Here is an 18,969-nt window from a genome sequence, read left to right as displayed (position 1 = left end):
GGCCTACGCTCGCCCTGCCATATTCAGTTCATTGCCCGAGCAGGTATCAGACCGGCCGGCGGATGGCTAGCCGGGCGTATCTGCTCGACTAGCGCCCGGACTCCGAAGCCCCCGCCTACTCGGCGTGCCTGGCGAAGTACACCACGCCGAAGGGTGGCAGCTGAATCTGCGCGGACTGTTCGCGTCCGTTCCAGGCCACCGCCTCCGTCTCAACCGCACCGAGATTGCCTACACCGCTGCCGCCATATTCAACGGCGTCGGTATTGAGGATCTCATCCCACCGGCCGGGTTCCGGGAAGCCCACCCGGTAGTCGTTGTGGGGGATCCCGGCGAAGTTCACCGCGACCACCACAACGTCGTCGTCATTCTTGGAACGGCGCAGGAACGTGAGCACATTGTTATCGGCGTCGGATCCATCAATCCACTCAAAACCGTGGGGCGTAAAATCATCGCTCCACAGGGCCGGGTGAGATAGATACACCTCGTTGAGACGGCACACCAGGCTCATGACGCCATCGTGGGTGGGTTCATCCGTCCGCCACCACTCCAGGCCGTCCGATTCGTTCCATTCGCCCACCTGCGCAAACTCCTGGCCCATGAAAATGAGCTGCTTACCGGGGTGGGCCCACTGGTAGGCGAATAGTTCGCGTACGCCCGCAAGTTTTTGCCAGTCATCACCCGGCATCTTCGTGTAGAGGGAGCCTTTGCCGTGCACCACCTCATCGTGGGAGATGGGCAGGAGGAAGTTCTCCGAGTAGGCGTACACCATGGAGAATGTGATCTCCCCGTGGTGCCAGGAGCGGTTGACGGGCTTCTCCTCAAGGTAGTGGAGCGTGTCATTCATCCATCCCATGTTCCACTTGAGGCCGAAACCCAGCCCGCCCGCGTCCGTCATGTCCGTGACACCCGGCCAGGAGGTGGACTCTTCGGCAATCATGAGGATGCCGGGGTTGCGGCGGTAGGCCGTGGCATTGACCTCCTGGAGGAAGGTGATCGCCTCCAGGTTCTCGCGCCCGCCGTACACATTCGGTTCCCACTCGCCGTTTTCGCGCGAATAATCCAGGTACAGCATGGAGGCCACGGCATCCACGCGGATACCATCCAGGTGGAACTCCTCGAGCCAGTACAGGGCGTTGGCCACCAGGAAATTCTTCACCTCACGGCGCCCGTAGTTAAATACGAGGGTGCCCCAGTCCGGCTGGCTGCCACGCTTGGGGTTCGGATCCTCGTAGAGGGGCTGGCCGTCAAAATTGGCGAGTGCCCAGTCATCCGTGGCGAAGTGGGCGGGCACCCAGTCCATGATCACCCCGATGCCAGCCTGGTGAAGCCGATCAACGAGGTAGCGCAGATCATCCGGGCTGCCATAGCGGGTGGTGGGGGCGTAATACCCCGTCACTTGGTAGCCCCACGACGGTGTGTACGGGTGCTCGGAGAGCGGCATAAATTCCACGTGGGTGAAGCCGAGATACTTGATGTGCCCGATCAGCTGGTCCGCGAGCTGCCGGTAGTCGAGGCCCGGCCGCCAGGAGCCCAGGTGCATTTCATAGATGGAGATGGGGCCATCCTGGACGTCGCGGCGCGTTTCCAGCCAGTCCTCATCACCCCATTCGTAGTGAGATTCGGTAACGATCGACGCCGTCGCCGGCGGCAACTCGGAGCTCCGCGCCATCGGGTCCGCCTTCTGATGCCAGGAGAGGTCCTGGTACTGAATCTCGAACTTGTAGCGGGCACCGGCGAGGGCACCCGGGACGAACAGTTCCCACAGCCCGGAGCTGCCGAGTGAGCGCATGGCGTCCAGCGAACCGTCCCAGCCATTGAAATCACCCACCACGCGCACGGCCTTCGCATCCGGTGCCCACACGGAGAACGCGGTGCCGGTGACCGTCCCCAGCTCAGAGGGGTAGTGGAACACGTGTGCACCGAGCACCTTCCACAATTCCTCATGCCGGCCCTCGCCAATGAGATAGATGTCCATTTCTCCGAGGGTGGGGAGGAAACGATACGGGTCATCACTGACGTCCTCGTGTTCCCCGTAGCGCGCTACCACGCGATAGTCCGGCACCTCCGAGGTGGGGAGTACGGCGCGCCATACTCCGTTGAACTCGTGGACGGCCTCGGTGAGGCCCTCTTTTGTTTTAATCCACACCTGATCGGCGAGGCGGCGGATGGTGCGAATCGTTACCGTCTCCCCGTTTGAATGCGGCCCCAGCACGTCATGCGGTGCGTAGTACCAGCCATTGGACACGGCGTCGAGGACGTTCGGATCCACCTCAACGTAGTTGGACATGAGTTCTCCTTCTGTGAGCGGGGCGGCGGTAGCAGCCTCGGTTTGTGGGCTGGCGGGCTCCAGTGTCCGTCGTAGTCCGGTGAGCGGGATGTTCAGCCAGGTGGGGCGGGATACCGCCTCGTAGGTGATTTCGTACAGAGCTTTATCAAGGATGAGGGCGCGCAGGAGAGGCTGATAGGCGGCGGGAATTTCCCCGTAACCGCGAAGAAATGCGGAGGACGCCGCCTGGGTCCAGGCGCGCATGGTTTCGGGGGCGCCGCCGTCGCGTTCACCTTGACCGCCCGCATAATCAAAGGAGCGGAGCATGCCGGCCACGTCCCGGAGCGCGAGGTCTGGACGACGTCGTTCAGCCAGCGGACGCAGCGGCTCGCCCTCAAAGTCCAGTGCGGACCATCCGCGTTCGGGCACGTCGACCACCTGCCCCAGGTGGTAGTCACCATGGATACGCTGCAGATTCGGCCAGGGTGCGCGGCGAGCTTCATCGAATATGGCGGCGATGCGTTCCAGGTACGGCGTGAGGGCTGGCGCATGCTGAGCGGCGGCGCGTGCACGCGCATCCCATGAGGCGCGCAGCCTGGTGCGATCCTGTTCCGTGGCTGGGCGGGTGGGGAAGGCGCTGGCCAGTGCCGTGTGGAAGCGCCGGGTGAGGGCGCCGAGTTCCTCGAGGGAGGCGTTATCCGCCTCGCTCAGCACACCGGTGGAGGTGGGAAGCGAAGCCGTGAGCACCTGCCAGGCATCCCGGGCGCCCTCAAGGAATTCGGCGGCGGCCAGCACATCGGCGGGTACACGGCCATCCTGGGTGAGGCGGGCAGCGCCGAATTGGGTGGGAACCGTTCCGCTACCCGAGAGTGCCCTGGTGAGCTCCACGTCCGGATTGGCACCCTCCGTGAGTACACGGAACAGTTTGATAATCATGCGCGGGCCGGAGGAGGGCGTGTAGATGATGGACGTATTGGACTGCTCCGAGGCGAGCCGGCGCGCACGGGCGGGGCGGAACATGCCGTCCTGGGCCGGGTGGCCGGAGAGCGTGGCGCCGCCCAGCGCGAGCGTAACCGGGGTGGTGGCCAGCCGCAGTATGGCGCGCTGGCCCGCCGGGTGATCCGTGGCGTCAAACGCGTTCAGCGTGTCCCAGGTGCCCACGGGTGTCACGCCGGTGGGCACCTCGGCGCCGCTGATAATGAGCGGTACGTTGTAGGCGAGCCCATCCCCGGATACCACCAGCCACAGCATGCGTTCGCCGCCCTCGGTCACCGGCGGGGCATCGGCCGGTAGCACCCCGCCCGCGACGACGGCGTCGGTTAGCACCCCGCCCGCGGCGGCGTCGGCTGGCGGCATCCCATCGGCAACGCGGGCGTTGCTATCTGACGTGCCACCTTCGGCGTCGGCACCCACAAATGCATCGCTGCCGGATACCTCGGCGGCGGGCGCTTCGGCGGCCCCCAGGAGGGCGGACACGTCCCAGGCGGCGGTGAGCGCAAGCGGCCCACCCTCACCTCGGTACCAGCGGGCACCCTGGATCCAGGTGCCGATATCCTCGGGCAAATCGCGCATTTATGCCTCCCTTTCGGTTGCCGAACGATAGGGGGCAACCAGATGCTCCGTGTCCGCGTCGCGTGGTTCGGCGGCCACCCCCTCGGGTGGCGCCACCGTGGAGGTGACCGGCGGAGTGAGTTTTAGCCAGAAAAAGTCTCGCGAGCCGAGCGTCAGCGTGGTGGTGCCATCCCGAAGAATGCTGGGGAAGCCGGCACCGCCAAATACATCCTGGGCATGCCAGCCGGCGTATTCGGACACGGTGACCCGCCCGGCGCGCGGTGTATTCGCCAGGTTGAATACGCACAGCATGACTTCGCTGGCATTCGCGCGGGTGAATGCCAGGAGCGCCTCATTATCCGTTTCGCGCAGGGCAAAGGCGCCGTCGCCCATCACCGGGTGCTGGGCGCGCACCTCCAAAATGCCGCGCACCCAATGGAGTAGGGAGGCCGGCTGGGAGAGCTGCGATTCCACGTTAATGGCCTGGTAGTTGAACGCCAGCGAGGAGATAAGCGGAAGATAGAGCTTGCCCGGATCCGCGGTGGAAAAACCGGCGTTACGATCCGGAGTCCACTGCATGGGGGTGCGCACGCCGTCCCGGTCCGGCAGCCAAATATTATCGCCCATCCCTATCTCATCGCCGTAGTAGAGGTAGGGGGAGCCGGGCAGGGAAAGCAGGAGGGCGTGGGCAAGTTCCAGTTCCGCGCGTGAATTTCCCAGCAGCGGGGCGAGGCGCCGCCGAATCCCCACATTGGCGCGCATGCGCGGATCCTCCGCGTACCAGCCGTACATGTGGGCGCGCTCCTCCGTGCTCACCATTTCCAGGGTGAGCTCATCATGATTGCGCAGGAAGGTGCCCCACTGGCCGGATTGCACTGGAATGGTGGGTGTTTCCCTCAGCACCTGCTTGATGGCGGTGGCGCGTTGATCTCGGAGCGCGTAGAAAATCCGCGGCATGACGGGGAAATGGAAGCACATGTGGCACTCGGGCGCATCCTCGGTGCCGAAGTAGGCCACCACATCCTTCGGCGGCTGGTTTGCTTCCGCCACCAGCACCGTGCCCGGGTATTCGGCGTCCAGCATGGCCCGGATTTCGGCGATGAACCGGTGCGTGCGGGGGAGGTTTTCGCAATTGGTCCCCTCCTCCTCAAAGAGGTAGGGGACGGCGTCCAGGCGCAGCCCATCCACGCCCAGATCGCACCAGAAGCGGAACACGTCCAATATCGCGGCGCGCACGGCCGGGTTTTCATAGTTGAGGTCCGGTTGGTGGGAGAAGAAGCGGTGCCAGTAGTACTGCCTGCGTACCGGATCAAAGGTCCAGTTGGATGTTTCCGTATCTACGAAAATAATGCGGGCGTCCGGGTAGCCGGCATCGTCATCCGCCCAGACGTAGAAATCCCCGTAGGGCCCTTCCGGGTGTGCGCGGGAAGACTGGAACCATGGATGGTCCACGGAGGTGTGGTTAACCACCAGGTCAATGATGATGCGAATACCGCGTGCGTGAGCCTCTGTCACCATGGCGCGGAAATCATCCATTGTCCCGTAGCGGGGATCCACCGCCGTGTAGTCGGCAACGTCATACCCGCCGTCTTTCATGGGGGAGGGGTAGAACGGCGGAATCCACAGTGCGTCCACTCCCAGCCACTGCAGGTAGTCAAGGTGGGTGGTGAGGCCGCGCAAATCCCCGCTCCCGCTGGCATCCGTATCGCCGAAGGCACGCAGCAGCACCTCGTAGAACACGGCGTGCCGGTACCACTCGGGGTCATTGTTGAGCCCCGAGCGGGTGGCGGGCTCAACCTCGGGGAGAGACCGCGCGGGATGAAGGGATGGGGTGGACACTAGGCGGATACCTCCATGATGTGCGCGGGACGAGTGGGATCCAGGCGCACAAACGGCGTGGCGTTCCACCGGTACGTGGAGCCGGTGAGGGCATCGCGGACAGTAAACTCACTCACGCCCAGTGCCGCCGTGTCCAGCTCAATGGAGGCCTCCTGAACGTTATGAGGATCCAGGTTCACGACGACGATGACCGCGTCCGGCTTCCCGTCCGGGCTCTCCTCGGGGCGCGCGAGCCGCGTGTAGGAGATGATGGACGGATTCGTGGTGGGGTTGATGTGTAGGCCGCGCAGTCGGCGCAGTGCGGGGTGAGCCTTGCGGATAGCATTGAGCCGTGTGAGAAGAGCGGTTAGACCGTAGGGGTCCCTACTAAAATCGCGGACCTTGATCTCATATTTTTCGTTGTCATTTGGCTCTTCAAATCCGGGGCGCGGGGTATTTTCCACCAGTTCGAAGCCGGAGTAAATACCGAAGGTGGGAGCGCCGGTGGCCGCGAGTACGGCCCGAATCCGGTAGGCGGGAGCCCCACCATCCGTCATGTAGGGCGTGAGGACATCCGGGGTGACGGGCCAAAACATGGGACGCATGCGGTCATCTGTTTCCCGGCTGACCTCCCACAGGTAGTCCTCCAGCTCCTTCTTCTCGGTGCGCCAGGGGAAGTAGCAGTAGGAGAGGGAGAAGCCGGCCGCACCCAGGCCCAGCAGCATCTGTGGGGAGGAGAGGGCCTCGGCGAGGAACACGATGTTCGGGTGGGTACGGTGGAATTCATCGATGAGGCGCTGCCAGAAGGGGACCGGCTTCGTGTGCGGGTTATCCACGCGAAAAATTGTTACGCCGCGGTCAATCCACACCTCAAGGATGCGCACAATCTCCCGGTAGAGCCCCTCCGGGTCCTTATCGAAGTACAGCGGGTAGATATCCTGATATTTCTTTGGCGGATTTTCCGCGTAGGCGATAGTGCCGTCCGCGCGGTGCACAAACCAGTCCGGGTGCTCGGTGAGCCAGGGATGATCGGGGGAGCACTGGAGGGCGAAATCAAGGGCTACCTCCAGCCCCAGTTCGTGGGCGCGGGCAGTGAACGCCTCAAAATCCGCCACCGTGCCCAAGCCCGGATCAATGGCATCGTGCCCGCCGTCCGCCGAGCCAATAGCGTAGGGGGAGCCGGGATCGCCCGGGCCCGCGGTGAGCGCGTTGTTCTTGCCTTTTCGCGCCGTGGTGCCGATGGGGTTCACCGGGGTCAGGTACACCACGTCAAATCCCATGCCGGCAATACGATCCAGCTCCTTGGCGGCCGTATGCAGGGTGCCAGGGATGGGCGTGCCGTCCGCACTGAGGCGGGCGCCGGCCGAACGCGGGAAAATCTCATACCAGGCGCCCTCAAGGGCGCGGAGTCGCTCGACCCGGACCGGGAATCTGCCCGATTCCGTCACCAGCTCGCGGAGCGGATGCCGCGCGAAAATATCCTGGATAGCCGGCGCTATGACCGCTTCGAAGCGGACCTGAGAGGAGATGTGCTGGCGGTCCACCACGGCCAGAGTGTCCTCCAGGATGGCCGCATCCTCGCTGCCCTTTTCCACCAGTTTTGATACGCGTTCAAGGAGTTGGCGGGCCTCCAGCATGGCGAGTTCAGTATCCTGGTTCGCGCTCATCCGCGCCTCCGCGTTGCGCCGCCAGGTGGCCACGGGATCGCTCCACGAGCGTACAAAGAACTGCCAATCGCCCGGATAGTCGGGGGTGAGCCAGCCTTCGTAGCGGCCTACGCCCTCGCCTACTAGCTTCATTGGCGCCCGCTGTGCTTCGGCTCCCTTCGGATCTACCAGGACGGCCTCGCAGCCGAACAGATCATGGCCTTCACGCCAGACGGTGGCCTGTACGGGGAAGGCTTCATGTTCGGTTCCCTTCGCGGGGATGGAACCGCCCTCGATTTGCGGTGTCACGTGCATGATGGGGATGCGGCCCAGTGTGGCCACGGGTGCCGGTGTGGGTATCACGGGCAGGGAAGTGCGCTTTTTTGTGGTGCGGGAACGCTTTGTGGCGGTTTTCTTCGCCGACGCCGCAGTGGTCCCGGCGGTATTTGCCGCCGCGGTCTTTTTCGCAGCGGTTGCGGGGGCCGGTTTTGCAGCTGTGGCCTTGCCGGTCCTGGTGGTCGGCTTCTTGACGCGACGTTGAGTATCGGTAGCGGGCCTGGCGGATGTACTAGCTGCGGCGGCCGCCTGCACGCTCGTCATTGAGGTGCCGGAAGCGGCCGTTTGACGCTGAGCGGCAGACGACCGCCGGGAGGATGAGGCCTTGGAAGATTTCGCGTTCACTCCTTTACCCTATCCGGAAATGTGCACTCAATGTATCCGAGGTCACGTGTTGGTATGCGGGTGATTTCGCGGAATTTCAGTGGGACCATGCCCGCGCGTACCAATGGGGGCGCTCGGTCCTAGGCGCCCCGCTGACCTTCTGCTCTAGTAACTCATCTGGAGGGACTCGAGTACCTCATGGAGCGTGGCGTTCGCCTGCTCATTCGCGCGCTCGATGCCGCGACGAATCACGCCGTCCACGTAGGAGGGGTCCGCCTCCAATTCCGCGCGGCGGGCGCGGATGGGGGCCATGTGCTCATTGATCGCCTCGGTGGCCACCTTCTTGAGCGTGCCCGCGCCGCCATCACCGATCTCCTCGGCCACCTCCACCGGATCGCGGTCCGAGGCCAGCGCGGTGAGGAGCACCAGGTTGGATACCTCCGGCCGGTGCTCGGGGTCGTAGGTGATGTGGCGATCCGAGTCCGTGACGGCCTTCTTGATGCGCTTGGCGGTTTCGTCCGCGCTCATGCCGATCTCAATGGTGTTGCCCTTGGATTTAGACATCTTGGTGCCATCCAGCCCCAGGATTGACGGCGCCTCGGAAAGGAGCGCCTGGGGCCGCGGGAACACCGGGTGGTCCTGCCCCGCCGGATGGCCGTAGCGCGCTTCGAAGCGGTCCGCGATCACGCGTGCCTGCTCCAGGTGCGGAAGCTGATCCTTGCCCACCGGCACTACGTTCGCCTTGCAGAACAGAATGTCCGCCGCCTGGTGCACGGGGTAGGTGAGCATGAGGCCGGACATGGGCCGCCCATTCGTGGCCTCCAGTTCCGCCTTAACCGTGGGGTTGCGGCGCAGTTCCGCATCGGTCACCACGGACAGGAATGGGAGCATCAGTTCATTGAGGCCCGGCACCTGGGAGTGTGGGAAAATGACCGCCTTGTCCGGGTCGATACCTACCGCGATGTAGTCCGTGGCGAGGGAATGTACGCGCTCCTTGATGGGGCCCGTACCATCTCGATCTGTGATTACCTGGAAGTCCGCGATCACCAGCCAGGTTTCCACGCCCTCACGCTGAAGCTTGACGCGGTTGCGTAGGGAACCAAAATAGTGCCCCAGATGCAGGTTCCCCGTGGGGCGGTCCCCGGTCAGCACGCGGAACTCCGAGGGGTCACGCTTAATAGCGGCGTCGATCTTGGCGCTAATCGCTTCGGCATGCTGGAGGGTGGCGGAGGTGATCTCCGTGTCCTCGATTGGCTGGCTCATTCGTTGTCCTTTCGCTCTGGGGGTAGTGTACGACGCCGGAGCACCCCGCCCGTCTCACCGTTCGCGTATCGGGCACCCGCGCTTGGCCGCGTGCCGTTTCGGCGGGCAACACCTATCCGGCCAGGTAGAGCCTCATGGAGAAGGGCGCCATCGACGTCGTCGCACCCGCGCGGTACACCCGGTTACGCCCGCGCGGCACCTGCCACGTGGAATCCCACACCAGCCGGAATGGCACGCCCCGCCCCTGAGGCAGTGAGGTGACCACCCGGGTGGGGGCACCGTTCAACACCAGCAGGGCATCGACGTCGTCCGAATGCCCGGAGCGAAGCATTTGCAGCAGCCGGTTCGCGCGATCAAACCAGCGATACTCGGGCATTCTTTCCCCGTTCTCCGCGTACCAGGTGAGGTCGGGAAGCGCATCCGTATCCTCGGACATGAACGTATAAAAATGGGCGGGACGCAGCACGCGGTGCTCGCGGCGTAGCCCAATGAGATAGCGCACGGTGGCACGGAGCTCCTTCTGCCACGGCGCCAGATCCCAATTGGTCCACGTGAGCGCATTGTCCTGGCAGTAGGCGTTGTTATTGCCGTGCTGGGTGTGGCCGATTTCGTCGCCGGCTAGAAGGAGCGGTGTACCGGCGGAGAGCAGCAGCGTCCCCAGTAGGTTGCGGATGGTCTGCTTGCGCTGCACGGCCACGTTTCCCGGGAGTGAAGTGCCGTCCGGCCCGGCGTCCCCCTCCACCCCGTGGTTCCAGGAACGATTATTTGCGGTGCCGTCCCGGCCCTCTTCGCCGTTCGCCTCATTGTGCTTGAAGTTGTAGGACACCAGATCGCGGAGGGTGAAGCCGTCATGCACGGTGACCAGGTTGACGGACGCGTTTGGCCCCCGCCCGCCCGGATAGTGGCCGTGGCCAAACATGTCCGCCGATCCCGCCAGCCGGGTGGCCAGACCCCGCATGCCCCCGCCGGCGCCCCCCGCCGCGATCGCACCCCGGTCAGACACCCAGAACGCTCGCACCGAATCGCGGAAACGATCATTCCAATCCGCTGTGGGCTCCGGGAAGTTACCCGTCTGCCACCCGTTGGGCCCCACATCCCAGGGCTCGTTGAACAGCTTGACATGCTCGAGTATTGGATCCGTGGCCGCGGCCACGTAGAAGGGGTGGTTGGTGTCAAAACGATCGCCCTTCCGGGCAAGCGTCACGGCCAGATCGAAACGGAAACCATCCACGCCCATCACGCGTACCCAGTAGCGCATGGAATCCAGCGCCATGCGCACCACATCCTGGCGGCGGAAATCCAGCGTGTTGCCGGTGCCGGTGGTGTCCACGAAATGCCCGGGGTTACCCGGATCCCTCATGTAGTAGGCGGAGGCATCGAGGCCACGCCAGGAGAGCGTGGGACCCTCCGGCCCACCCTCGGCCGTGTGGTTGTACACCACATCCAGGATTACTTCGAGGCCGGCGCGGTGATAAGCGTCCACCATCTGCTTGACCTCGGCGACGACGGCGGCCGGCCCCGCCTCCTGCGCAGCTACGGTGGCGAGGCTAGGTTCCGGGGCAAAATAGCCCAGTGTGGAGTAGCCCCAGTAGTTTGTGAGCTCCTTGCTGGCCAGGTGGGGTTCGCTCATTTTCGCGTGGATGGGAAGCAGCTCCACGGCGGTCACGCCCAGATCCTTGAGATACCGGATGGTATCCGGGTGGGCCATACCCGCGTAGGTGCCGCGCAGTTCCTCCGGTAGCCAGGGCGCCAGGCGCGTCATCCCCTTCACGTGGGCCTCATACACCACCGTGCGTGCCCACGGCGTAAACGGATGAGCGGTGTGAGCCGGCTGATCCGGCAGCACCACCGAGCGCGCCTGAACGGGTGCGGAATCAAGGTGAGACTGCTCCCAGGGCGTGGTGGCGGGCTCCAGCTGGTTGGTGACCGTGTGCGCGTAGAGGGCAGGAGTTAATTCGGGGGTGCGCGTCACCGCACGGCCATAGGGGTCTAGTAGCAGTTTGGCTGGGTTGAAATACATGCCGCCGGCAGGGTTCCATGGTCCCAACGCGCGGTAGCCGTATTCGGTCCCCGCGCGCACGCCATCCACGTGTCCCGCCCACACGTGCCCCACGCGGGTCAGCGCAAACCGGCGCTCTTTCGAGCCATCGAAGAGACATACGGCCACGGAGGCCGCATTGGGGGCGGCCACCACAAATGCCGTGCCCGTATCCGTGAGCGTGGCGCCGGGAACGAGAGGTGTACCGGGTTGCGGACGTACCGCACCATCCACCCCGGGGCGATACACAGGCCCGGACACGTTTAATTTGGCCACCTAGCCATTATGGCAGGAAGTGGGGGCACGGTTAGCGGTAATCGAGAGGAGAGCGACCGGCGGTAGGCATAATCGCTGGCAGATGAGTAGCGGTGGGCGGCGGGAAGGGGTGGCCGCGCCGGCGTGGCACTGTTGCCTCTCGCCATCCGTTCCGTTCACGCCCGATAATCGGGGCATGGCCAATTTCCGTGCTCTCTCCCTCGCCCGCTCCTACCTGGATCGCGACGCCGTGCTGCGCTCAAACCCCGCCGCACTCCGCGAGTTTCGCGCCGGCTCGCTCGCCCGCTTTCTCCTGGTCCATGGCCGCGGTGTGGTGGGGAGTGATGTGGGCCCCCGGTACTTCACCGCCGCGCAGTTGCGTGAGAGTTTTCCCCGGGCCGCCGGCGACGACGTCGTACCCCCGTACCTGGGACACGTGGGCGAGCTGGGATATTTCGCGGTGGACGCGCAGAGTTTGGGCGCCACGGCGCCGGGCCGGGCCAGTACGTGGGAGCTGGACGGGATGACGGTGGAGGCGCTCACGCTTCACGCGCATCTCTGGGGAGGGCTGGACGCGGCGCTCGCGGCGGCCGCGGTGGCGATTGTGACAAATAATCGTACCCAGCGTTTCTGTGCCACGTGCGGGGCGTCTCTCACCCCCGTCGACGACGGTTTCCACGCCCGGTGCGGTAACGGGCATGTTGTGTTCCCGCGTACGGACCCGGCCATCATTGTGGCCATCACGAATCAGGCGGATGAGATGCTGCTGGCACACAACCGCGCGTGGAAGGATGGCCGTTACTCGGTGCTGGCGGGATTCGTGGAATCCGGTGAGCCGCTTGAGGCGGCCGTACGGCGCGAGGTGGGCGAGGAGGTAGCCCTCGATGTGCAGGATATGACGTACGTGGGCAGTCAGCCGTGGCCGTTCCCGCGTTCACTGATGCTTGCCTTTGAGGCGCGTGTGGAGGCAACCACAGCGGATATTCGCGTGGATGGCAACGAGATTGCCACGGCACGCTTCTTCAGCCGGGCCGAGTATCGGGAGGCTGTGGCGGCGGGCACAGTGGGGCTCCCCACTCCCACCAGCGTGGCGGCCTCACTTATTGACGCCTGGTTGCGGCGAGAGTAGCGGCTGTTCGGCCGGCACCTGAAATGGACGTGCCTGTGCGAGGAGCGGTGTGGCCTAGTCCGCGAGCGCGGCCAGTTTCTCCTGCACCTGAGCAAGTGACGGGTTGGTGAGCGTTGTCCCGTCCGCGAACTCCACGGTGGGCACCACCTGGTTGCCGCCATTAAATTAATGCGTGCCACCTTCGCTGCCGCGTCGGGGGTGGCCTCGATGTTCACTTCCCTATAGTCCAGGCCCGCTTTATTCATTTGGGTTTTGAGGTTCTTGCAGTATCCGCACCACGGTGTGGTGTACATCGTTACGTCTGCCATGCGGCCATTGTAAATGCGGCGCAGCCGGCGCCAGTGGTTATGGCGGGCGGGTGGGCATGCGGTTTGTGGTGGCGTGTAGTTCGCGGTGCGGCGGCACTGTGGGAATGTCGGAGGTGCGTGAGAGACTGTGCCCAGAAAGGTAGGGCATGGACTCAGCAGACGAACTTCTCGAGTATCTCGATCCGGATCAGCGCCAGGTGGCCACCTACACGCGGGGGCCGCTGTGCGTGCGCGCCGGCGCGGGCACAGGGAAAACGCGTGCCATCACCTACCGAATCGCGTATGCGGTGGCCACCGGCGTCGTACAACCATCCAACGTGCTGGCGGTAACATTTACCTCCCGTGCGGCGGGGGAAATGCGTTCCCGGCTGCGTGATCTGAATGTTCATGGCGTCTCGGTGCACACGTTCCACGCGGCGGCGCTCCGGCAGCTGTCATATTTTTGGGGGACGGCCGTGGGCGGCAGGATCCCGCCTATTACGCCCAGCAAATATGCACTGGTATCGCAGGCGGCGGGGAAACTGGGCCTACCCACGGACAAAGTGTCCATTAGGGATTTAACCGCAGAAATCGAGTGGGCCAAGGTGTCGCTTATCGCGCCGGAGGACTATGCGGAGCGTGCCGTGGCAGCCGGCCGTGGGGAGGTGGCCGGGCAGCCTCCGGAGGAAATTGCGCGGCTGGCTAAATCCTATGAGGAGGTGAAAATAGACCGGCACACCATCGATTTCGAGGACGTGCTGGCACTCACCGTGGGCATGCTGCTGGATAGGCCGGATATTGCCCGGGAGATTCGCGCCCAGTACCGCTATTTCGTGGTGGATGAGTATCAGGACGTGTCGCCGCTGCAGCACCGGCTGCTGCAATTGTGGCTGGGGGAACGGAAGGAATTGTGCGTGGTGGGGGATGTTTCCCAGACCATCTATTCCTTCACCGGCGCCTCATCCTCCTACCTGGCGCATTTCACGAATGAGTTCAAGGGGGCCAAGGTGGTGGAGCTCAACCGTGATTACCGTTCTACTCCACAGATCGTGGCCGCCGCGAACAACGTGATCGAGGATGATCGCAGTGAGGGTGCGGTGGAGTTGCACTCGCAGGTGGCCTCCGGACGTCCAATCGAATACCGGGCCTACCCGTCAGATGAGGACGAGGCGTCCGGAATTGTCGGGGAGATTCTCACGCTGAAATCCGAGGGCATGGCGCTTTCGGATATTGCCATCCTGTACCGCACGAACGCCCAATCCGCACAGTTTGAGGCCGCGCTGTCCCAGGCCGGCATGAGCTATTCGGTGCATGGTTCAGAACGTTTCTTTGCCCGGCGGGAAGTACGGGAAGCCATGGCATCCTTCCACGCGGCCGCGCGGGGCGAGGGGACGGGCGGTTTGGTCACGCAGGTGCGCAGCGTGCTTCGCCAAATGGGGTGGCGTGACGAAGCGCCGGATCATGCCGGTGCGGCGCGGGAACGCTGGGAGGCGCTCTCCGCCCTCCTGGAGCTGGCCACGCACATGCAGGAGGCGCGCAAGGCCAGCCTGTCTGAATTCGTGGGGGAGTTGGAGGAACGGGCACAGATGCAGAACGCACCGGCCGTCAACGGGGTCACGCTGTGCTCACTTCACGCCGCCAAGGGGCTGGAATGGGAAGCGGTATTTCTGGCCGGTATGAGCGAAAGACTCATGCCCATTTCTCTCGCTAAAGATGCGGCGGCCAAGGCGGAGGAACGGCGGCTGCTCTACGTGGGTATTACGCGCGCACGGGACCGGCTGCAAATTTCATACGCCACCGGCAACGGCAACCGGGCCAATCGGAAACTCTCCCGCTTCCTGACCGGTATTTGGCCGCGGCCGGAAAAGGAGGAATCCCGTACCACTAGCTACCGGAGGCGCCGCAAAGAGGCCGCCGCCGCCTTCGAATCGGAGCACGCGGAGGATATCCCTCTGTTTGAGGCGCTGCAGGCCTGGCGGCTAGACAAAGCGCGCGTGCTTCAGCGTGCGCCCTACACCATTTTCCATGACACCACGCTACGTGCCATTGCGGTGGCCAAGCCGGCCTCCATCCAGCGCCTGGGACGCGTGAGAGGTATTGGCTCGGCCAAGCTCCAGGCATTCGGGGAGGAAGTACTGGCCATCGTGGCACAGTACATGCGGGGATAGCGTAGCTGGCTAGTTCGCGGGATTCTCCCTTTCTAGCGCCACCAGCCGAAGCTCAGGGGCGGTGCAGCCGCAGGCGCGTGAAGGCTCCACCGCCACCCGCCGCGGCTCCGTTGGTACCGGTCCGATCCGCCACTGGGCGTTGCGCAGCGCATTGCCGCGCCCGCCCAGAAAGCCCACGATGGCGCGGGTGGCTAGCGCGGCCGCCGTTTCCAACGCCTGCGGGCCCGGCCGCGTACCCGGCTGCTCCCACACCTGCGCGCGTAACCGTGCCCACGCCGCATCGTCCTCCATGCGGGTTGCGTCCAAGCAGCGCACGCACGCCGTCTGCCCCGGCTCCACCAGCGGCCCCATGCACATGTCCACCTCCTCCGCATAGAGCGCAAGGTGCGGCGTGCCCGCATCCATGTAGGCGGTGCAGCGCTCCGGATCGAGAGGGGAACGCCCGGTTACCACGGCCAACTGTGGCTCACCGGGCGCCTGACCGGCCGTGGCGGTACCGGTGGCGGATACCGCTCCCCGCAACGCTTGCGCCCGGGACAGGCCCGCGCCATAGCGGCGTAGCAGCGGATGATCGGCAGGGCCGACGGGTGCGGCGTCGTCGGAAAACACGGCAATCCCCACGCGAGCCAGGGCCAACGCAACCGCCACGCCGGGTAAATCCAAGCGCGGCACGGACACGGTGGCACGAGGATGCGGCTCAGGGATACTGGCCAGCACGCCCACCACCGCGTCCGGCGCCAGCACGCCGGCCGAGCGCAGCATGCTGAGAATCTGCGCCAGCCGCGCTCGCGAGATACGGTGCCGCTTGGCGTATGCACGCACCTCCACATCCGTGCGCTCGCGGGTGAGGAAGTCAATGAACTCCTGCTCTTCGGGCACGAGCCCATCCACAACTACGGCAATGCGCGGGTCAATGCCAAGTTGCACCGTTGCGGCGGTGCGCCAGAACATGCGCAGGGGCGGAGCGATTCTCATGCGGCGAGGCTACAGCGGCCACCCCGCGCCGGCGATCCGCTATCCACAGGAACGACGCCGTGGGCGCTGTTAGCGGTCCCCCGCGCCGTCCGGCTGGTTATCCGCGCCGTCCGCCTCTCCGTCCGGCTTGTCATCTCCTGCTTCGCCGAAACCGGGCTCGTGCGGGGCGTCATTCTCCCCGTTGCCGCTGAGCAATTCGTCGAGGAAGGAATCCAACTCCTGGTCCAGCTCCGTGGGCTCCGGCTTGGTAAAGAATGACTCCGGGCTTTCCAGCTGCTCGGGCTGGGGAAGCAGGTCGGGATGACGCCACAGGGCGTCGCGGCCGGCAGCGCCAAGCCGGCGGGTGGCCTCGTTCCAGAACGCGGTGGCCGCGCGCACACTCTTCGGCGCCAGCTCGAAGCCCACCAGCGGCCCAAATACACGGGTGGCGGGCGCATCGGTGACGGAACGGCGCGTAAACATTTCTGCCAGCGGCACCGCGTGGGGCAGATGGGCGGCCACGGCCTGAGCGCTAATGGCCGTTACCCAGCCCTCCACCATGGAGATCATGTGTTCGAGCCGGCGCAGAGTGCGCTGCTGCTCCTCGGTGGGCTCCGGTGAAAACACCTCGGAGAGATCAATTTCGGGCACCTCGCCCTGTGCTAGTGCGCTCGGATCGAGGTTCATGGACCGCACCTGATCCTCGATGGCGGATGTGTCGATCGTAATGTCCGCGGCGTAGCCGGCTACCGAATCGAGCACGGAGGGGCGCAGCCAGGGAACGGTGGAATACAGGCGCGCCGCGGCCTGCTCGCGCGTGGCCGCGTAAAGCAGCACTTCGCCCTCTTCCACGTCCAGTCCCTCGCCCCAGGCGGCAACGTTGGAGGGCACCAGCGCCGCGGTTTCCCCCTCAACCAGGGGAAGTCCTGCATCCGATGTTCCGAAGGTGACGTCGGCCAGGCCAGCCAGCCCCGCGCCGTACTGCACGCCCAGGAGCGACGCGGTGACGCCGGAGAGCATGCGAGCCGGATCCGCGCCCAGCAGGGAGCGCAGCTCCTCGGGCGCCTCCTCCAACTGGTGTGTCATGGCTTCACTGAAGGCGCGGCCAATATTCGCGCCCACCGGATCAGTGAGCTTGCGGAAGGTGGGGAGGGAGTGGGCTACCCAATCGAGCCTGCTCCACGCCTGTACGGGGCCGGTGACGGGACTGATCTCTGTCACCGGATCCAGCCACAGGCTGGCCGTCTGCAGCGCGGCGCGCACCTCCTGACCGGTCTCCCCGCTCACCGTGGTGGAGCCCTGCTGGACCACCTGCTGCCGTGCCACCTGCTCGCCCACCTGCCAGTTGACCGGGCCGTCACCCGCACTGCCCAGCATGGTGCGCATCTGATTAATGATGAGGGGCATCTGCGCCGGATTGAACCCGGCCGGTAGTGCCGCCTCCGGGTCAATGCCCTGTTCTTTCATGGACGCGATGATGCGTTCGGCCGCCTCGTCACCGAATACGGCCCGGAGCATCCGCTCCCAATCGTTCTCACTCATGGCCCCTCCTTGTCCAGCATGGTACCGGGCCTGCGCGCGCAGCGGTTCAGCTACGCCGTCGGCGCACCGTGGCATGATGGGTGCGTGACTTCACACCGTATTCCTGCACTTGTGTTCGCCGCCGCGGCCTTCCTCACCCTGGCCGCGCCGGGCCCGTATCTGTTGGAAAGCGCCGGTCCGGCCGTGGACGTGCACGGCTCCTACCAGGATAAGCAGCTGGTCACCATCAAGGGGGCGGATACGTATCCTTCTGATTCGCACCTTTTTATGACCACGGTGACCCAGTGGGGGACCCCGCAGGTGGGTGTGACGGGCGCCCAAACAGTGGCGGCGCTGTTCTCCAAAGATCTGCAGATGATGCCTGTTCGCTCGGTGTATGCGCCCGCGCAAACGCTGGAGAGCGCCCAGAAGCAGGATGCGGCCATGATGGATTCCTCCCAGAATGCTGCGGCCGTTGTGGCCCTGCAAAAGGCCGGTTACAAGGTGACCATGACGCTGACGGTGGCTGCGGATCACGGTGATTTCCGGAAGGGGGACGTGATCAAGTCCCTGACAATCAACGGCACCACCACGCCCATCACCACGTTCTCCGACCTGTCCAGCAAGCTGTTCGCCACGAATGCGGGCACCAAGGTGGACGTGGGCGTCACGCGCGACGGTAAATCCGTGGATATTGCGGCCACCACAGTGGCATATGAGGCGGACTCCACCGGCTGGGTGCACCCGGGGAGCAGGCTCGGGGTGGCGCTCATCGATTCTGACCTCAAATTCCCCGTGGACGTCACCTACGACGTGCAGGGGATCGGCGGCCCTTCGGCCGGCACCATGTTCACCCTCGGCATCTACGATTCGCTCACCAAGGGCTCGTTGGCCGGCTCGGCCACACTCGCGGGTACGGGCACCATGTCCTATAACGGCGACGTCGGAGCCATCGGTGGTATTCAGCACAAGTTGGTGGGTGCCTACGGGAAGGGCGCACGTAATTTCCTGGCACCCGCGGAAAACTGCGCCGAAACGGTTGGCTACACGCCCGCCGGCATGAAGGTGTGGTCCATTCGCACGATCGACGACGCGCTTGCGGCCGCCCGCGCCATCGGTGAAGGGAAGGAACCGGACCTACCCCAGTGCAGTGAGGTGGCGCAGCAGGCCGCCCAGCAGTAGCTGCGGCCCGGGTTGCGCGAGCCGGACGGCGTCGGCCCTGCGTGAAGCGCGCGCCCGCTTTACCGCACCCGCTCGGCGTCGCCTCAATCGCGCCCGCCCAGTTTTGCCGTAAACGCACCCACCCCAACCTTGCCCACTCGCGCGCTTACCCGGACCACGCACCTACCTGAACGTCACTACAACCGCACCCACCCCGGCGTCGTCCTGTAGCTGGGAACGGTGGGAAAATCC

The 18,969-nt window shown here is 64.8% G+C and carries 10 protein-coding genes and 1 pseudogene; 3 read left to right on the top strand and 8 right to left on the bottom strand.

Annotated elements, in window-relative coordinates:
• Nucleotides 1–115: 115 nt before the first annotated feature.
• From glgB to glgX, 6 genes and pseudogenes are all read right to left on the bottom strand, one after another.
• Entirely contained in the window at nucleotides 116–2,287 is a 2,172-nt protein-coding gene (gene glgB, locus EIH27_RS07970) for a 1,4-alpha-glucan branching protein GlgB (RefSeq protein ID WP_241153005.1), read from the bottom strand.
• A 423-nt stretch (nucleotides 2,288–2,710) separates the two neighbouring features.
• Nucleotides 2,711–3,286: pseudogene (locus EIH27_RS07965) on the bottom strand (phosphotransferase); the annotation flags it as partial.
• Nucleotides 3,287–3,838: 552 nt separating this feature from the next.
• Nucleotides 3,839–5,656 carry a maltose alpha-D-glucosyltransferase gene (treS, locus tag EIH27_RS05050; RefSeq protein ID WP_124039831.1) on the bottom strand — a complete coding sequence of 606 codons (1,818 nt, stop codon included), beginning with the start codon at nucleotides 5,654–5,656 and terminating at the stop codon, nucleotides 3,839–3,841.
• The gene (locus EIH27_RS05045; protein WP_277424091.1) at nucleotides 5,656–7,644 is read right to left on the bottom strand and encodes a maltotransferase domain-containing protein; all 1,989 of its coding nucleotides are present in this window, start codon (nucleotides 7,642–7,644) and stop codon (nucleotides 5,656–5,658) included. Before EIH27_RS05045 ends, treS begins: the two co-directional genes overlap by 1 nt.
• Nucleotides 7,645–8,106: 462 nt before the next feature.
• Nucleotides 8,107–9,204, bottom strand: a complete 1,098-nt coding sequence (trpS, locus tag EIH27_RS05040) for a tryptophan--tRNA ligase (RefSeq protein ID WP_124039830.1) — start codon at nucleotides 9,202–9,204, stop codon at nucleotides 8,107–8,109.
• A gap of 112 nt (nucleotides 9,205–9,316) precedes the next feature.
• Nucleotides 9,317–11,518, bottom strand: coding sequence for a glycogen debranching protein GlgX (gene glgX / locus EIH27_RS05035; protein WP_241152973.1), 2,202 nt, complete (start codon nucleotides 11,516–11,518; stop codon nucleotides 9,317–9,319).
• 175 nt (nucleotides 11,519–11,693) lie between these two features.
• Between glgX and nudC the strand changes: the two genes are divergently transcribed.
• Nucleotides 11,694–12,626, top strand: a complete 933-nt coding sequence (gene nudC / locus EIH27_RS05030; protein WP_164461607.1) for an NAD(+) diphosphatase — start codon at nucleotides 11,694–11,696, stop codon at nucleotides 12,624–12,626.
• A gap of 454 nt (nucleotides 12,627–13,080) precedes the next feature.
• Nucleotides 13,081–15,081, top strand: coding sequence for an ATP-dependent helicase (locus EIH27_RS05020; RefSeq protein ID WP_124039828.1), 2,001 nt, complete (start codon nucleotides 13,081–13,083; stop codon nucleotides 15,079–15,081).
• Between the two features lie 9 nt (nucleotides 15,082–15,090).
• Here the strand turns inward: EIH27_RS05020 and EIH27_RS05015 are convergent, their stop codons facing one another.
• Together EIH27_RS05015 and EIH27_RS05010 are read right to left on the bottom strand one after the other, a co-directional pair.
• Nucleotides 15,091–16,056 carry a hypothetical protein gene (locus EIH27_RS05015; protein ID WP_124039827.1) on the bottom strand — a complete coding sequence of 322 codons (966 nt, stop codon included), beginning with the start codon at nucleotides 16,054–16,056 and terminating at the stop codon, nucleotides 15,091–15,093.
• A 69-nt stretch (nucleotides 16,057–16,125) separates the two neighbouring features.
• On the bottom strand, nucleotides 16,126–17,577 hold the full coding sequence (locus tag EIH27_RS05010; RefSeq protein WP_124039826.1) for a zinc-dependent metalloprotease: 1,452 nt from the start codon (nucleotides 17,575–17,577) through the stop codon (nucleotides 16,126–16,128).
• Between the two features lie 84 nt (nucleotides 17,578–17,661).
• Between EIH27_RS05010 and EIH27_RS05005 the strand changes: the two genes are divergently transcribed.
• Nucleotides 17,662–18,738 carry a YlbL family protein gene (locus EIH27_RS05005; RefSeq protein ID WP_241152972.1) on the top strand — a complete coding sequence of 359 codons (1,077 nt, stop codon included), beginning with the start codon at nucleotides 17,662–17,664 and terminating at the stop codon, nucleotides 18,736–18,738.
• The last annotated feature ends 231 nt before the right edge of the window (nucleotides 18,739–18,969 follow it).

The organism is Neoactinobaculum massilliense (assembly GCF_900604955.1).
In the GTDB taxonomy this organism is placed as follows: domain Bacteria; phylum Actinomycetota; class Actinomycetes; order Actinomycetales; family Actinomycetaceae; genus Neoactinobaculum; species Neoactinobaculum massilliense.
The sequence above is the reverse complement of the archived record's forward strand: the minus strand, read 5'-3'. Positions and strand labels throughout refer to the sequence as shown.

Bases quoted from the DNA above. Each gene is read 5' to 3' on its own strand.
- EIH27_RS05015 (WP_124039827.1), bottom strand. From the start codon at position 16,056: ATGAGAATCGCTCCGCCCCTGCGCATGTTCTGGCGCACCGCCGCAACG.
- EIH27_RS05010 (WP_124039826.1), bottom strand. From the start codon at position 17,577: ATGAGTGAGAACGATTGGGAGCGGATGCTCCGGGCCGTATTCGGTGAC.
- glgB (WP_241153005.1), bottom strand. From the start codon at position 2,287: ATGTCCAACTACGTTGAGGTGGATCCGAACGTCCTCGACGCCGTGTCC.
- nudC (WP_164461607.1), top strand. From the start codon at position 11,694: ATGGCCAATTTCCGTGCTCTCTCCCTCGCCCGCTCCTACCTGGATCGC.
- EIH27_RS05020 (WP_124039828.1), top strand. From the start codon at position 13,081: ATGGACTCAGCAGACGAACTTCTCGAGTATCTCGATCCGGATCAGCGC.
- trpS (WP_124039830.1), bottom strand. From the start codon at position 9,204: ATGAGCCAGCCAATCGAGGACACGGAGATCACCTCCGCCACCCTCCAG.